This is a genomic window from Salarchaeum sp. III (genome assembly GCF_036418315.1).
Lineage (GTDB): Archaea > Halobacteriota > Halobacteria > Halobacteriales > Halobacteriaceae > Salarchaeum.
On sequence record NZ_JAZHPG010000023.1, the window covers coordinates 15,592 to 29,842 of the forward strand.

Genomic DNA, 14,251 nt, shown 5'->3' on the forward strand with positions numbered 1-14,251 from the left:
GGAAGCCGCGCCCAGACGGGTCGTGTTCCGCGTCCTCGCGCTCGCGCTCGTCCTCTCGGTCTCGTTCGCGGGCGTCGTTCCGAACCCGGCGACGGACGGCGACCGCGGCGAGTACGTCACGCTCTCCGTCCCCGAGAACACCAGCCTCGGAGCGTACACGCTCGCGGACGGCGAAACCACCGTCAGGCTCCCCGACAGAACAGTCTCCGGGCTGGTCGCGCTCGCCGCAGACCCCGCGCTCGCCAGGAACCTCACGGACGCCCGCGTCGTTCGCGTACCGGGGTTCCCGCGGTTGGCGAACGGCGGGGAGACGCTCGTCCTCCGACGGAACGGGACGGTCGTGGACAGACTGACGTACGAGAACGCGCCCGAGAGCGAGGTGTTCGCTGACGGCGGGTGGCGGCCGCTCGGCGCGACCGACTTCCAGACGGCGACGGCGAGCGACGTGGCTGTGTCGGCGTTCGCGCTCCCGGACGCACCCCAGAGAGTGCTCGCGGCGCTCCGCGGCGCGGAGGAGCGCGTGCTCCTCGCGGGGTACACGTTCTCCTCGCCGCGGGTCGCTCGAGTGCTCGCGGCCGCGGCCGACCGCGGTGTCAGGGTTCGCGTGCTCGTCGAGGGTGGGCCGGTCGGTGGCGTCGCCGTGAACTCGGCGCGCGTGCTCGGCGACCTCGCCGCCGCGGGGGTCGAGGTGCGGGTGTTCGACGGGCCGCGGTCGCGGTACGCGTACCACCACGCGAAGTACGCTGTCGTTGACGACCGCGCGCTCGTCACCTCGGAGAACTGGAAACCCGGCGGCGTCGGCGGTCACGCCACCCGCGGCTGGGGCGTCGTCCTCCGCAACCCCGCGGTGGCCGACCACCTCGCGGCAGTTCACGCGGCGGACAGCACGTGGCGCGACGGGGTCGCCTGGTCGACGTACCGCGCGAACGCGACGTTCCAGGACGGCGCGCCCGCGACCGCCGCGTATCGGAGCGATTTCGCCGCGTGGAACGGAACCGCGGACGCGTCGGTGTTCGTCACGCCCGAAGACGGCCATCAGACGACGCTCGGCGTGCTCCGGAACGCGTCCGAGCGCCTGCTCGTCCAGCAGGTCCACATCGACGACGCCCGCTTCCTGAACGCCACGCTCGACGCCGCCAGGAGAGGCGTCCGTACGCGCGTGCTGCTCGGCGGCGCGTGGTACGTCCGCGAGGAGAACCGCGCGCTCGTGGAGCGCCTTCGAACGACCGCACGCGATGAGGGACTGCCGTTGCGTGCACGCGTCGTCGACCCGCGCTCGCGCTTCGACCACCTCCACGTGAAGGGCGTCGTCACCGAAAACGCGGCACTAGTCGGGAGCCTGAACTGGAACCACGAGTCCGTCGTGGAGAACCGGGAGGTGATGGTCCAACTGCGTGGTGGCGCAGTCGCGGACTACTACGCGAGAGTCTTCCGCGCGGACTGGCGAGGCGGCGTGTGGCGCCTCCCGCTCTGCGTGCTCGCCGTCACGGTGGGCATCGTGCTCGGAGCGGCAGGAGTAATGTGGCGGCGGGTGTCGTTCAGCGGGTCGGGGCGGAGCGGAGTTCCTCGTCGAGTTCCGCGTCCGCCATCTTCTCGATGAGCGCGTCCAGCACTTGCTCGCGCATCCCGGGCACGAACCGGATGCTGCCGACGACGAGGTGGCCGCCGCCGGAGACGCCGGCGCCGGGGAGTTCGTCGTTCAGGTCGGACACCATCTGGGGGATGTCGAGGCGCACGCCGTCACTGCGGAGGACGGCGAAGTCGGGGCCGACGCCAATGGTGATGACGGGTTCGCCCGTCTCCACGACCTTCTCGTCGTGAATCTCGCCCGTGGTCTTCCCGGGGGCGGGGTACTGGAAGCGGTGGGCGTGTTCCTCCACGTCGATGGTGTAGAGGTTCGCGTCGTTCGCGACCGTGCGGTGTTCGACGTGCGGCATCGCCGCCTCCAACTGGCGGTCGACGGCCGTTTCCGCTTTCTCGGCGAGGAACGGCACGAGGTCGCGGTGGCGTTCCTCGTCGCCGCCGACGTTGAGCACGTCGTTCACGAGGGTCGCACCGGAGTCGTACCGGAGCATGTAGGCCTCGTAGTCGAGGGCTTCGCTGATGTCGTGGAGGAACTCCTCGTCGTAGCCGGCGTCGCGGGCGAGCGAGAGGTAGTCCGACATGGCGTCCGCCTTCGAGCGGTCGGAGAGCCCGGCGACCGCGGGGACGTGGTCGAGTTCGCCGTCGAGTTCGGGCGAAATCATGCGCGCGAGTTCGACGCACAGCATGCCCGTGGTGATGCGGTAGTCCTCGCCGTGCAGGTAGGGATTGACGTGCGCGTCGACGAACGGGTCGACTGCCTCGGGGTCGGGGTGGTGGTGGTCGACGACGAGAATCGGGATGTCGTAGTGGTCGAGCGCCTCGTACGCGGGCGTGTCCTCCTCGGTACTACCGTTGTCGAGCATGAGGAGGAGCGGGAGCTTCTGGCCGTGGCGCGCCTGGTCTTCGAGACCGAAGTTCAGGTCGCGGGTCGCGTCCTCCATCTCGTAGTAGGGAGCTTTCGAGGGGAGGCGCTTGAGGAGGTGGCGTTTCGCGTCGTCGTCCTGGTGGGTGGCGTCGATGAACTGCTCCAGGGCGAGCTGGACGGGGACGCTCGCACACATCCCGTCACCGTCCGCGTGGTGACGCATTCGAATGGGGCGGGATTCGAGAACGGTCTTCCGGAGTTGGCGCGCAACCTCGCGGAGGTCGTCGCGGAGGCCTTCGAGCGCCGGCCACTCGACGAGAGCCTCCGTATCGATGGGGTCGGCGCGCTCGGCGACAGCGGCGGCGAGGCGCTCGCGGAGGTCGGTCGCAGCCGGATCGTCGAGGACTTCGACGTTCTCGATTTCGACCTGGATACTCCCTTCCCGCGTCTCGACTTCGCCCGTGACGTGCACGATGTCTTCGAGACCGACATCGGGGTACGCGCGGACACCGGCCTCCTCGAAGGCCGTACAGGGCGTGATACCGGTTTCGTCGCGTACGCGGAAAATCGTCGGGCCGCCGGTCTGCTTCACCTGCGCGACCTCGCCTTCGAGGTGGACGGTGTCGCCGACGCGGTCGGTCAGGGTGTCGACCGCGGTCACGTCGTACTGCACGGCGCGCTCGACGGTCTCGTAGTCGTCGAGCGACACGGGTTCGAAGGAGAGGTCGCCGTTGTCGCGGACCGCGGTCAGTTCGACGACGAGGTCGTCGCCGACATCGTACGACGCCTCCGCGGGCATATCAGACTCGTGAACGAGTCCGGAGACGTGCTTGGAGATATCGACGAACACGCCGTACTCGACCACGCCGTTCACGCGGGCGTGGTAGCGTTCGCCGACCTCGATGGCGTCCGACGTACAGTCGGGGGAGAGCCGATAGACGACCGGTCGGTCGTCAGAACGAGAGTCACTCATTAGGACACAGGTGGGTGTCGCGGCTTTTAACTCTCCCGAAAGGGCGACTCGGGGGTATCGCAACCCTTAGAGTCGCCGCGCCGCGACTACCTCGTATGTTGTTCCGTTCGCGGCGGGAGGTCGTCGGCATCGCGGCCGACACGCTCTCGTTCGCGCTGTCGGCGGCCGCCGACACGCACCCCGACGAGTACCTCGGCGTTCTGCGCGGCACGCCCGCGAGGGAGCTCGGCGTCGACGCCGACGGCGACATCATCACGGACGTGCTCGTCGTCCCCGGCACTGAATCCAGCCCCGTGCAGGCGACCCTCCAGTCGAACCTCGTGCCGAACGACTCGCACACAGTCGGGAGCATTCACTCCCACCCGAACGGCGTGCTCGAACCGAGCGCGGCCGACCGGTCGATGTTCGGGAAGTGGACTGTCCACGTTATCATGGGCGCGCCCTACGAGTCGGACTGCTGGCGGGCGTTCGACCGTGAGGGAGAACCGCGCTCGCTCGACGTGCTCGACGTGGACCTCCCGGACCCCGAATCGTTCTTCGACTTCACGCAGGCGGACATCGACGAGGAACTATGAAAGTCGTCGCGCAGGGCACGTTCGACATCCTCCACCCCGGACACGTCCACTACCTCACCGACGCCGCGGACATGGGCGACGAACTCCACGTTATCATCGCACGCCGCGAGAACGTCGGCCACAAGGAGAAGCCAGTTCTCTCGAACGAACAGCGCCGTGACGTTGTCGCCGCACTCGACATGGTCGACCACGCGCGCATCGGCCACCCGACGGACATCTTCGCCCCCATCGAAGATATCGACCCGGATGTCATCGCGCTCGGCTACGACCAACACCACGATTCCGCGGCGATTCAGGCCGAACTCGACGACCGGGGTATCGACTGCACCGTCGAGCGCGCGTCCCCCCGCGAACCCCAGCACGAGGACGAACTGCTCTCCACCGGCGACATCGTCGACCGCATCCTCGACCGGCGCTGCTGACGCAGCTCTGTCCCCTCCAGTAGTCTTACGGACGTTCAGCCTGAGTGGCCACTATGCGACGCCGAACCGTTCTCGCCGCGGCGGCCGGAACCCTCGCAACCGGCCTCGCCGGCTGCACGGACAGCACGAGTAACGCGCCCAACGTGACCGACACGACCGCTGGAACGACCACCGACAGGACATCGGAGGGAACAACATCGAACAAGACGACGACAGCGACTAACGCAGCCTCGGTGGAGAACACACCGACGGCGGTGGCGCGCGCGTTCTACGGCGCGTTCCTTGACGGGAAAGTAGAGCGCGCGAATTCGTTCACGCATCCAGAGAGCCCAAGCGCGTACCTCCCCGTAACCGAGGATTCCGTCCCGTCCCAGGAGGCGAGGGTAGAGCGTGTCGAAGTCGTGGACCGCGCCGACGACGCGGCCGCCGTCGAAGTCTCGATGACCATCACGCCCGACGACGGAACGCCACAGCCGGGCAGCGAAACCATCGGTCTCCGCCCCTACAACGGCGAGTGGCGAATCTGGCGGAACAACGGCTGTACGAAAGGCGACTGCTAACCTACTCGTCTCCGGGTTGCGCGTCCAACAACCGCACCACGTCCTCAGCCACCTGCTCCGGCGGCACGTCCGCCTGCGTCGAGAACGACTCCAGGTGCGCCGCCAGCAGACTCAACGCCCGCATACCCGTGGTCTCCGCATCCTCGAACTCGTGCGACAACACGTAATCCAACTCCTCGTCATCCACCACACCAACGAAGAATCCATCCAGATCGTCACGGTTGAGGAGCGAACGCGCAGTCTCCAGGTCGGACTCGAACTCGGACATACCACCCACCAGAGAACCCACCCACAAAGCCGTACCGCGACAGGAAATGCACCGACCGGGATTTGAACCGCGTCAGACGGTCGTCCGACAGGCGCTGCGACTGACTAGCTCAACTCCCCGTCAGTTCACCTCGTTTCACTCGGAGAAACATGCACCGACCGGGATTTGAACCCGGGCCATGAGCTTGGAAGGCTCAGGTCCTGCCACTAGACCATCGGTGCTCACGTCGCTCACACCGTGCATCGCAAACCGGCGGTTTGCTCAACATCGGTGCTCGCTTCGTCCTATCCGGTGGGCGTTTATTGATGTTTCCTTTCGCGGGAGGGTTCAAGTAGGATGGCGGGACCAGCGGGAGGTGTTGCTGTAGTGTGTGCCGTTGCGCGGACTGATGAACGTTCGGACGCCGCGTAGCGAATCCGTGCGTCCGGACTGTCAGCCCTTCGTAACGGTCGCGTAGCAGTTCCCACTGGACAGCTCGAAGTCGACGAGCGAGAGCGCCGAAGCGTCGATGTCCGCGCGGAACTCGTCGGGCGCGTAGATGTGGTAGAACCGCGGGACGGTGTCGCCACCGGGGAGCGTCCAGTCGACGGTCGTGTCGAACCCGTCGGTTCGGTCGAACTTCGAGTGTGCGGTGCTCCACGCGCTCACGAGCGCTCGACCGCCATCGGTGAGGACGCGCGCGAGTTCGTCGAGGCTCGCGCGGCGAGCGTCCCTCGTCGGCAAGTGGTGAATTGTCGCGACGTACACCGCGAGGTCGAACGTGTCGTCCCGGACGGGAAGCCGGGCGGCGTCACCCTGAACGAGCGTCGCATCGAACCCGCGGTCGGTGGCGCGAGCGGCGGCTTCGTCGAGCAGCCCGCGGCTCGCGTCCACGCCGACGGCCGCGTCCGCGTGGCCGGCGAGCAGCTCGGTGTGTCGGCCGTTCCCGCACCCGATGTCGAGTGCGCGCGTCGCAGATTCGGCGTCGGAGACGAACGCCTCGACTTCAGGCCACGCGTACTCGCGGGTCTGCGAGAAGTGGCGCGCGATGCGGTCGTAGGTCTCGTGGACGTTCCGCGTCATGCGAATGCGATGAAGACGACGTAGGCGATGAGGAGCATTACGGTCGCGTGTTTCGCGCCGGCTTTCACGCTTCCCTCGCCCATCTGGCCTGCGACGAACCCTGAGCAGACGGCTTGGACGGCGCACGTGTGGAAGAACACGAGACTGTACGCGGCCTTGTTGACATCCGCGCCGCCGATGCCGAGCGACCCGATGCCGGTCACGGACCCGCCCGCGGGCGAACTGACGGAGAACAGTTCACCCGAGGGGAGACTCGGGATGAACATCGTGTCGAGCGCGACGACGATGGTGAGGAAGACGAAGAACGCGAGGTAGATGACGACGAGATAGGTGAGGAGTTCGTTCCGACGTTCGCGACGAAGGCGCTGGGTCGCCTTCGCTTCGTCGGCGGCGATGCGGAGGACGGGGCCGATGTCGCCGCTCGCGTTCATCGCGTTCGTGGTGAGCGTGACGACGCGCGTCACCGTCGTCGTCTGGAGGCGGTCCTCGAAGCGTTCGAGCGCGGGTCCGACGCGGCCGTTCCATTGGATGTCCGCCCACGTCTTCTTCAATTCCTCCGAGAGCGACCCGAGCTGGCTTCCGACGACGCGGCCGAAACTCGCGACAATAGGCATCCCGGCTTCGTTCGTGCTCGCGAGGCGTTCAAGCAGGTCGGGGATAGCGGCCTCGATGTTCTTGATGCGGCGGCTTTCGAGTTCGTAGACGGCGGCGTACGTCGCGAGCACGCCGATGGACGCGAGGATGACCGCGTCGTCGATGGCGCGCAGGCCGAAGTCGCCCGCGGTGTACGCGAACCACGCGTCGATGCCGACGTAGAGAAGTGCGAGCGGTATCGTGAGCAGGAGGAGTGATTCAGGGTTCGCACGGATGCGTTCGATCGGATTGCGGAGCCGGTGTTTAATCGGTTCGAGACGACGGTGGATGGCGAGGCGGGCGATGTTATCGTGCTGGCCGCCGTCCGCGACTCTGGTTTCGCTCCGTAGCGGAATATCCTTGAAGAGGGGCTCGCTGCGCTCTCCGCGCTCCTCCCGCGTGATGTTGGAGTCCTCGGTGACGCTGTCGAGGTAGACGACGAACCCGAGCGTGGCCAGCGGGAGGACGAGGTAGGCGACGGCGCGGAGGACGGGGAGCATTCCGCCGGACACCAGGCCGACGATGACGAGGATGGTGATGAGGAAGAGCGGGCCGGCGACGAACACGGTGACGTAGGCTTCGGCGAGCGTCGCGAGCAGTTCGAGGAACTGCTGTTGCTGGGATTCGGCTTCCTCCTTGTAGTACTCGTACTCGTCTCGGAGGTAGTTCGGGAGGCTTTGTCCGCTCTGGAGGACGCTCACGAGGTTCTCACAGAACTCGCTGAATTCGTCGCTGGGCGTGCGGTTCGCCATGCGCCGCATCGCGCCGATGACGTCCGCGCCGAACAGGTCGATGTCCTTCACGGCGACTGATATCTCGGTCGCGGTTTCTCCGTACACGTCGCGGTTGCGCGCGAGGATTCGGAGGATTTCGGGGAACGCCATCCCGCTCCGGGAGAGCGCGTACATGAACGCGACGTTCCGTTCGAGCGTCGCGTCGATACGGCGGCGGCGTTCACTCGCCCGGTAGGAGAGCATCGACCACCGGAATCGGTAGGTGGCGAGCGCGGCGGCGACACCGACGGTCGCGGCGCTCAACAGGAAGACGACGAACAACTGGAGGGCAGAGAGGCTCCCGCTCCCGACGAGCGAGGAGATGGTGGCGGGGAGGCGTGCGCGGAGCGCGGCGCCGCTCGGCGCGAGCAGGAGGATGAGGATGGCGGCGACGAGGTAGACGGTGAGGAGGCTCGAGACGAGTGCGGCGATGGTGGCGTAGAGGAATGTCTTCGCGGCGTACACGCGGTACGTGGTATCGATGTGCGCGCCGTGCAGCGTCTGCACTTGGCGCGTGTTGGCGCGTTCGCGCTGCCGGGCGTACGTTCCGAACGCCGCGAGTGCGACACGCGTGAGCACGCGGTCGATACGGGGGATGACGGGCGCGAGTGCGAGCACGCCCAATCCGAGGAGGATGACGAACAGCGGGAGAAGTTCGAGAATCATCCCTCGTCCGCGACCACGTCGGCGTCGGTGATGTCCGCGTCGACGCGACCCTCGATGCGGGAGACGGTGCGTTCGGGGTGCGCGTAGTACTCGTTGACGAGTGCAGTGAACTGCCGGTAGTCGGTGACGCCGCTCTCCACGAGGTACTGGAGGACTTTCTTCCGGTTTCGGAGTTCTCGGAGGAGTTCGCCGCGCGACCAGCCGCGCTCGTCACGAATCTCGTTGAGGACGACGCTGTCGAACTGCTGGAAGCTGTCGTCGCTCGCGCGCCACTCGAACGCCGTGGAGTAGTCGAGGTCGCCAGTACGCTGGTCGATTCCCTCGATTTCGGCGATAGTGCGGCTGCGGCGAACGCGGTCGTCCCCGACGTACGTCAGGGTTTGCACGCAGAGGATGTCCAGGCTCTGAATCATCGCGCGCGGGACGTTGATAGGTTCGTTCTCCAGACGGTTGATGACGGTCTGCACGCTGTCCGCGTGCATCGTGGAGTACGTCGTGTGTCCGGTGTTCATCGCCTGGAAGAGCGTCATCGCTTCGTTCCCGCGGACCTCGCCGACGATGATGTACTCGGGGCGGTGGCGGAGCGCCGACCGGAGGAGGTCGTACATCGTGATGTCGTCGCTCTCTCCGAGAGATTCGCGGGTGACGGAGGAGAGCCAGTTGTCGTGGTAGAGCGTGAGTTCGCGCGTGTCCTCGATGGTGAGGACTTTCGAACGCGGTGGGACGAACATCGAGATGGCGTTCATCGACGTGGTCTTCCCGGACGCCGTGCCGCCGGCGAAGATGAGGGATTTGTTGGATTCGATGGCGAGCCAGAGGTACGCCATCTGGTCGAGGTCGAACGTGTTGAAGTCGATGAGGCGCGCGGGCGTGAACGGTTCTTCGTCGTACTGGCGGATGGTGAACGCGCTCCCGCGCGGCGTCACTTCCTGGCCGAGCGCGAGTTCGGCGCGCGAACCGTCCGGGAGCGTGGTTTCGGTGACGGGGTCGCCGATGCTGATGTGGCGACCCGATTGCTGGGCGAGCCGCACGACGAAGGAGTCGAGTTCGTCCTCGGCGAACTCCACAGTGGTCTCGATGTCGCTGTAGTCGTCGTGGTAGACGAAGATGGGGATGTCGTAGCCGTCACAGGACACGTCCTCGATGTGGTTGTCCTGCATCAAGGGGTCGATTTTCTCGTACCCCTCGAACGCCCGGAAGAGGTAGTAGAACAGCCGGTGGAAGCTCTCGGTCTCGACGACGACGCCGTACTCGGAGAGCAAGTCCCGCATCTGGTCGCGGAGCACGCGCTCGGGGTCGTCGGCGTCGTAGCGCGCGCTGAAGATGAGGGTGTCCCGGATGTCCTCGAACAATTGGTCGAGGAGGTCGCGTTCGAACTCGTCGAGGCTCGGTTCGACGACGGCGTACCGGTGTTCGTTGTTGTTGTCGTCGTAGTTGATGCTGATGAACGCGTACGGTGCGTTCACCCAGTAGCGTTCGACTTCCTCGAAGCCGTCGAGGCCGTCGAAGTCGACGAGGGGGTCGTGTTCGCTCGGGCGGTAGTCTTCGACGGAGATGTGGGTGCCGCGAAGCACGTCCGTGAGCCGCTGGAGTCGCCACTTGAGGTCGGCGGCGTGCGTCGAGAGGGAGTCGGAGAGTCCGTCGAAGAGTTCGCTCGACATTCACTCGGGGTTGGAGGGCCGCGCGCTTAAATCCTGTCGGCGACGGGGGCGGCGTCACGTTCAAGCCGTGTGAACACGTAGCGTACGACATAGTGCAAATGAGGAGACAGGAGTTCACCCTGGACGTGACCGACATCGACTGGGTCGATGACGACGACGCGCCCCCCGAGCGCCCGACCGTCACCATCGACTTCACGGGGAGCGCCGCCCTCGAAGACCGCCTCACCGACGCCGACGGCGACCTGCTCGACGGCGACGAGATAGACGTGGCGTTCCGCCTGCAAGGCGACGTGGAGGACGCCGACGCGACCGGCGTGGTCGGCGTCACTCACCGACTCACCGGCGATTTCGTGCTCGAACTCAACGAGGACGCGGACGACGTCCTCCAGTTCATCCGCGCCGCCCGCGAGTACGGCCGCGTCGCCGACACGGAGACGCGCTACCGCGTCCACATCCACCGCGGCGGCGAGCACGTCGTCACCTACGAGAAGGACACCTTCCTCGTCTACAATACCGACGGCGACCTCCTCCGCCGCCACAGCCTCATCCCGAGCGGCATCGAAATCTAGTCGAACGAACCAGAATCGTCAGTGGCGGAGACCACCCACGAGAAGTCACCGCCCGGGTAGACGCGGCCCGTGAGGTAGGACGCGCGGTCGTCGTCGTTCGGCGCGGGGTTGAACGCGGTGTGGCCGGCGTCGTTCTCCGGCTGTTCGTCGTCCACTGTGAACCGGACCTCGTACCAGGCAGCCTCGATGAACACACCGTCGTAGGTCTCGGTTTCGCCCGGTTCGACGACAGTTGACGCGGTGAGCTGACGCTGGCTCGGCGGAACAGTCGGCTCGCCCGTAACGTCGTGTGCGCCCTCGACTGCGGTGCCGACGTCCACTACTCGGAGCTGTATCTCGTGCGGCACGTCGTGCTCGTTGACGAATTGGAGGGAGCCGGCGGGAACGTCGTCGTCACCGTTCGTGAACTCGGTACAGCCGGCGAGCCCTCCAGCGAGGGCCGCGCCGGCGGTCGCGAGGTACGTTCGTCGCGTGGGGGAGGGCATACACGGACGAATAGCGTCGAGTGCGTGATAAAAGTCGGCGTCGACGGGAGCGGCGGTCGACCGTAGCGGTAAAGCCGCGCGGCCCTGTCCGTCCGCACATGGATTTGTTCGGGACGGCTGGGATTCGCGGGAGCGCGAGGGAGCGCGTGACGCCCGAGCTGGCGCTCGCGGTCGGACGCGCCGCGGGCGTGGACGCCGAAGAGGTCGTGCTCGGGCGGGACGGCCGCGAGACGGGCGGCGCGCTCGCGGACGCGATGGCCGCCGGTCTGCGGAGCGCGGGCGCGGATGTTCGCCGCGTGGGCGTCGTGCCGACACCGGCGCTGGCGTTCGTGTCGCGCGGCCGACGCGGCGTGATGTTGACGGCGTCACACAACCCCCCGCAGGACAACGGCATCAAACTGTTCGAGGACGGCACGGAGTACGACGCGGCCCAGGAGTCGACCATCGAGGAGCGTGTCGCGGCCGACGAACCGCCGGCGGCGTGGGACGCGTGGGGTGACGCGGAGCGCGCGGACGTGCTCGACGAGTACCGGACGGCGGTGGCGGCGTACGCGCGCGAGTTCGGCGCGAGCCTCGACGGCCTCCGGGTCGCCGTGGACTGCGGGAACGGAATGGGGAGCGTGGCGACGCCCCACGTCCTGGAGTCGCTCGGCGCGGAGGTCGTCGCGCTGAACGCGAACGTCGACGGCCACTTCCCGGGGCGGCCGAGCAAGCCGACGCCGGAAACGATCGGCGACCTCGTGGCGTTTGTCGCGGACTCCGACTGCGCGTTCGGCATCGCGCACGACGGCGACGCTGACCGCATCGTCATCGTGGACGCGGACGGCGAGGTCGTCCACGAGGACACGGTGCTCGCGATTCTCGCGGAGCGCTACACCCGGGAGAGCGACGCGCTCGACCCCGTGGTCGTAACGACGCCGAACGCCTCGGCACGCATCGACGAACGCGTCCGGGAGGCCGGCGGCCGCGTCGAGCGCGTTCGGTTGGGCGCGCTCCACGAGGGCATCGCGTCGGCGGAGGCCGCGGGCGGTGACGTGGTGTTCGCGGCTGAGCCGTGGAAGCACATCCATCCCGGGTTCGGCGGCTGGATAGACGGGGTGGCGAGTGCGGCCGTTCTCAGCTGGCTCGTCGCCGCGGAGGGACTTGGTGCGCTGCGCGAACCGGTGACGGAGCGACCATACCGGAAGGTGAGCGTGGACTGTCCCGACGGGAAGAAGGCAGCTGTGATGGACGCGCTCGAAACCGAGATTCCGGACGCGTTCCCCGAGGCCGCCATCGACACCGAGTACGGCGTGCGAGCGGAGTTCCCGGACGGGTCGTGGACGCTCGTTCGACCATCGGGCACCGAACCCTACGTCCGAGTGTACGCGGAAGCGGACGACGTGGACGGACTCGTGGATGACGTGACAGACCTCGTGGAGGACGCAGTGGCGAATACTTGATATCCTCCTCCGCCTGAAGGCGGAGGAATCCCAAGCGTTGGGATATTACGGTTTGCAGTCTCCCTGTTCTCTCGGTGTGAACCGGCCGCTCTCGCGGTCGAACAGGAAGACTTTGGGCTGTGCCAACCAGCCGTTACTCATATCCCAACGGGGGACTCTGAGTTATCTTTCGGCGGAGATTCACCGCACCGTTCACGTCCGCGTTCATCGTCGTGCTCGTGTTCGTCGGCCGCACCCGCATCCCCTCGGCGGCCGGCGAACACTACGACTCCGGCGAAGACTCCCGGTAGAAGCGAACGACCTTTTCCGGCCGCGCGCGGAGTTTCGACCATGGACGACCTGATGCAGGCCGCGCGCGACGCCTACGAGAACGCCTACGTCCCGTACTCCGAGTATCGAGTCGGCGCCGCCATCGAGACCGCGGACGGAACCGTGTACACGGGCTGTAACGTCGAGAACGCGAACTACAGCAACAGCATGCACGCCGAGGAGGTCGCGGTCTCGCAGGCCGTCGCGGACGGACACACGGAATTCGAGCGGCTCGCCGTGTCGTCCGCCGCCCGGGATGGCGTCACGCCCTGCGGGATGTGTCGACAGACGCTCGCGGAGTTCTGCGACGACGACTTCCCGGTCGCCGTGGACGGCGAGGACGGCGGCGTGTACGAACTCGGCGACCTCATCCCGAACACCATCACGCGGGGAATGCTCGACTGAGCCGCTCTCGGGTGAGTGTTCGCCGAGGCGGACGCCGTTGGCGTTCCGGCATCGAACGGGAAGACCCTTGTGCGCCGCCCGCCGACGCGACCGTATGCCCGGTGATTCGGAGGACCCGAACGAGGAGGTCCAGTACCACGTGGAACTCGCGGAGGGAGACGTTGCTAACACCGTTCTCCTGCCCGGGGACCCCGAGCGGGTGGAGAAGATTTCGGAGTTCTGGGACGACTACGAGGAGAAGGCTCACCATCGCGAGTACCGCACGCTCACCGGAACGTACGACGACGCTCCTATCTCAGTGACCTCGACGGGTATCGGCAGTCCATCCGCCGCTATCGCCGTGGAGGAGCTCGCGCGCGTCGGCGCGGACACGTTCATCCGCGTCGGATCGTGCGGCGCGCTCTCCGCGGACATGGATGTCGGCGACCTCGTCATCTCCACGGGCGCGGTCCGCCAGGAGGGGACGAGCGACGAGTACGTCCGCGAAGACTACCCGGCGGTCGCGCACGACGAGGTCGTGAGCGCGCTCGTCGCGGCCGCGGAACGCCTCAACCACGACTATCACGTCGGCGTGTCGATGAGCGCCGACGGCTTCTACACGGGCCAGGGCCGCCCCGGGTTCGGCGGCTATCGCGCGGTCGGAAGCGAGGACCTCATCGCGGAGCTCGAAGCGGCGAACGTGAAGAACATCGAGATGGAGGCGTCCGCCATCCTCACCATCGCGAACGTCTACGGATTGCGCGCGGGCGCGGTCTGCTCCGTCTACGCGAACCGCGTCACCGGCGAGTTCCGAACCGAGGGCGAGTACCGTGCGTCCGAGACAGCGAGCCTCGCCGTGAAACTTCTCGCGAAAATGGACGCGAAGAAGGAAGCGGAAGGCGTGGACCGCTGGCACGCGGGAATGAGTCTCGATTGACGCGAGCGGAGCGAGCGCGCCCGACGGTAAAACGGTGGATGCCGACGCGAAGAAGGCGGAGGAAGACGTAGACCGCTGGCACG

Annotated in this window: 14 protein-coding genes, 1 tRNA gene and 1 pseudogene; 8 read left to right on the top strand and 8 right to left on the bottom strand. The window is 66.9% G+C overall.

Translation table 11 applies throughout. From position 1 onward, the window contains the following. Window positions 1–22 precede the first annotated feature (22 nt). Entirely contained in the window at window positions 23–1,600 is a 1,578-nt protein-coding gene (locus U3A55_RS06385) for a phospholipase D-like domain-containing protein (RefSeq protein ID WP_330990644.1), read from the top strand. Here U3A55_RS06385 and U3A55_RS06390 read toward each other — a convergent pair. Then, window positions 1,539–3,422 (bottom strand): DHH family phosphoesterase, encoded by a 1,884-nt coding sequence (locus U3A55_RS06390; protein WP_330990645.1) that lies wholly within the window; start codon window positions 3,420–3,422, stop codon window positions 1,539–1,541. The genes U3A55_RS06385 and U3A55_RS06390 overlap by 62 nt on opposite strands. Window positions 3,423–3,517: 95 nt before the next feature. Between U3A55_RS06390 and U3A55_RS06395 the strand changes: the two genes are divergently transcribed. Genes U3A55_RS06395 through U3A55_RS06405 form a run of 3 tightly spaced genes read left to right on the top strand, consistent with a single transcriptional unit; the run spans window position 3,518 to window position 4,979 of the window. Then, entirely contained in the window at window positions 3,518–3,997 is a 480-nt protein-coding gene (locus tag U3A55_RS06395; RefSeq protein WP_330990646.1) for a Mov34/MPN/PAD-1 family protein, read from the top strand. Further along, window positions 3,994–4,419, top strand: a complete 426-nt coding sequence (locus U3A55_RS06400) for an adenylyltransferase/cytidyltransferase family protein (RefSeq protein ID WP_330990647.1) — start codon at window positions 3,994–3,996, stop codon at window positions 4,417–4,419. The genes U3A55_RS06395 and U3A55_RS06400 overlap by 4 nt, the downstream gene beginning before the upstream one ends. A gap of 53 nt (window positions 4,420–4,472) precedes the next feature. Next, window positions 4,473–4,979 (top strand): hypothetical protein, encoded by a 507-nt coding sequence (locus U3A55_RS06405; protein WP_330990648.1) that lies wholly within the window; start codon window positions 4,473–4,475, stop codon window positions 4,977–4,979. A gap of 1 nt (window position 4,980) precedes the next feature. On the opposite strand, the gene U3A55_RS06410 is transcribed toward U3A55_RS06405, so the two are convergent. From U3A55_RS06410 to U3A55_RS06430, 5 genes are all read right to left on the bottom strand, one after another. Beyond that, a complete protein-coding gene (locus U3A55_RS06410) occupies window positions 4,981–5,247 on the bottom strand; it encodes a hypothetical protein (RefSeq protein ID WP_330990649.1) in 267 nt (88 codons plus the stop codon). 150 nt (window positions 5,248–5,397) lie between these two features. Then, a tRNA-Gly gene (locus U3A55_RS06415) sits at window positions 5,398–5,468 on the bottom strand. Between the two features lie 211 nt (window positions 5,469–5,679). Further along, a complete protein-coding gene (locus U3A55_RS06420; RefSeq protein WP_330990650.1) occupies window positions 5,680–6,309 on the bottom strand; it encodes a class I SAM-dependent methyltransferase in 630 nt (209 codons plus the stop codon). Next, on the bottom strand, window positions 6,306–8,381 hold the full coding sequence (locus U3A55_RS06425; RefSeq protein WP_330990651.1) for a type II secretion system F family protein: 2,076 nt from the start codon (window positions 8,379–8,381) through the stop codon (window positions 6,306–6,308). The genes U3A55_RS06420 and U3A55_RS06425 overlap by 4 nt, the downstream gene beginning before the upstream one ends. After that, window positions 8,378–10,042, bottom strand: coding sequence for a type II/IV secretion system ATPase subunit (locus U3A55_RS06430; RefSeq protein WP_330990652.1), 1,665 nt, complete (start codon window positions 10,040–10,042; stop codon window positions 8,378–8,380). Before U3A55_RS06430 ends, U3A55_RS06425 begins: the two co-directional genes overlap by 4 nt. A 98-nt stretch (window positions 10,043–10,140) precedes the next feature. Between U3A55_RS06430 and U3A55_RS06435 the strand changes: the two genes are divergently transcribed. Beyond that, window positions 10,141–10,611 (top strand): DUF5793 family protein, encoded by a 471-nt coding sequence (locus tag U3A55_RS06435; protein ID WP_330990653.1) that lies wholly within the window; start codon window positions 10,141–10,143, stop codon window positions 10,609–10,611. On the opposite strand, the gene U3A55_RS06440 is transcribed toward U3A55_RS06435, so the two are convergent. Next, complete coding sequence (locus tag U3A55_RS06440) at window positions 10,608–11,096, bottom strand: hypothetical protein (RefSeq protein WP_330990654.1); 489 nt, start codon at window positions 11,094–11,096, stop codon at window positions 10,608–10,610. The genes U3A55_RS06435 and U3A55_RS06440 overlap by 4 nt on opposite strands. A gap of 98 nt (window positions 11,097–11,194) precedes the next feature. Between U3A55_RS06440 and U3A55_RS06445 the strand changes: the two genes are divergently transcribed. Further along, window positions 11,195–12,538 (top strand): phosphopentomutase/phosphoglucosamine mutase, encoded by a 1,344-nt coding sequence (locus U3A55_RS06445; RefSeq protein WP_330990655.1) that lies wholly within the window; start codon window positions 11,195–11,197, stop codon window positions 12,536–12,538. Between the two features lie 45 nt (window positions 12,539–12,583). Here the strand turns inward: U3A55_RS06445 and U3A55_RS06450 are convergent. Beyond that, window positions 12,584–12,752 (bottom strand): annotated as a pseudogene (locus U3A55_RS06450) (RNA-guided endonuclease TnpB family protein); the annotation flags it as partial. A gap of 116 nt (window positions 12,753–12,868) precedes the next feature. On the opposite strand from U3A55_RS06450, the gene cdd reads away from it, so the two are divergent. Both cdd and U3A55_RS06460 read left to right on the top strand, forming a co-directional pair. Then, window positions 12,869–13,252 carry a cytidine deaminase gene (gene cdd / locus U3A55_RS06455; protein ID WP_330990656.1) on the top strand — a complete coding sequence of 128 codons (384 nt, stop codon included), beginning with the start codon at window positions 12,869–12,871 and terminating at the stop codon, window positions 13,250–13,252. Window positions 13,253–13,346: 94 nt separating this feature from the next. Continuing rightward, the gene (locus U3A55_RS06460; RefSeq protein WP_330990657.1) at window positions 13,347–14,168 is read left to right on the top strand and encodes a nucleoside phosphorylase; all 822 of its coding nucleotides are present in this window, start codon (window positions 13,347–13,349) and stop codon (window positions 14,166–14,168) included. The last annotated feature ends 83 nt before the right edge of the window (window positions 14,169–14,251 follow it).

Bases quoted from the DNA above. Each gene is read 5' to 3' on its own strand.
- U3A55_RS06390 (WP_330990645.1), bottom strand. From the start codon at position 3,422: ATGAGTGACTCTCGTTCTGACGACCGACCGGTCGTCTATCGGCTCTCC.
- cdd (WP_330990656.1), top strand. From the start codon at position 12,869: ATGGACGACCTGATGCAGGCCGCGCGCGACGCCTACGAGAACGCCTAC.
- U3A55_RS06435 (WP_330990653.1), top strand. From the start codon at position 10,141: ATGAGGAGACAGGAGTTCACCCTGGACGTGACCGACATCGACTGGGTC.
- U3A55_RS06420 (WP_330990650.1), bottom strand. From the start codon at position 6,309: ATGACGCGGAACGTCCACGAGACCTACGACCGCATCGCGCGCCACTTC.
- U3A55_RS06440 (WP_330990654.1), bottom strand. From the start codon at position 11,096: ATGCCCTCCCCCACGCGACGAACGTACCTCGCGACCGCCGGCGCGGCC.
- U3A55_RS06410 (WP_330990649.1), bottom strand. From the start codon at position 5,247: ATGTCCGAGTTCGAGTCCGACCTGGAGACTGCGCGTTCGCTCCTCAAC.
- U3A55_RS06430 (WP_330990652.1), bottom strand. From the start codon at position 10,042: ATGTCGAGCGAACTCTTCGACGGACTCTCCGACTCCCTCTCGACGCAC.
- U3A55_RS06400 (WP_330990647.1), top strand. From the start codon at position 3,994: ATGAAAGTCGTCGCGCAGGGCACGTTCGACATCCTCCACCCCGGACAC.
- U3A55_RS06425 (WP_330990651.1), bottom strand. From the start codon at position 8,381: ATGATTCTCGAACTTCTCCCGCTGTTCGTCATCCTCCTCGGATTGGGC.
- U3A55_RS06445 (WP_330990655.1), top strand. From the start codon at position 11,195: ATGGATTTGTTCGGGACGGCTGGGATTCGCGGGAGCGCGAGGGAGCGC.
- U3A55_RS06460 (WP_330990657.1), top strand. From the start codon at position 13,347: ATGCCCGGTGATTCGGAGGACCCGAACGAGGAGGTCCAGTACCACGTG.
- U3A55_RS06405 (WP_330990648.1), top strand. From the start codon at position 4,473: ATGCGACGCCGAACCGTTCTCGCCGCGGCGGCCGGAACCCTCGCAACC.
- U3A55_RS06395 (WP_330990646.1), top strand. From the start codon at position 3,518: ATGTTGTTCCGTTCGCGGCGGGAGGTCGTCGGCATCGCGGCCGACACG.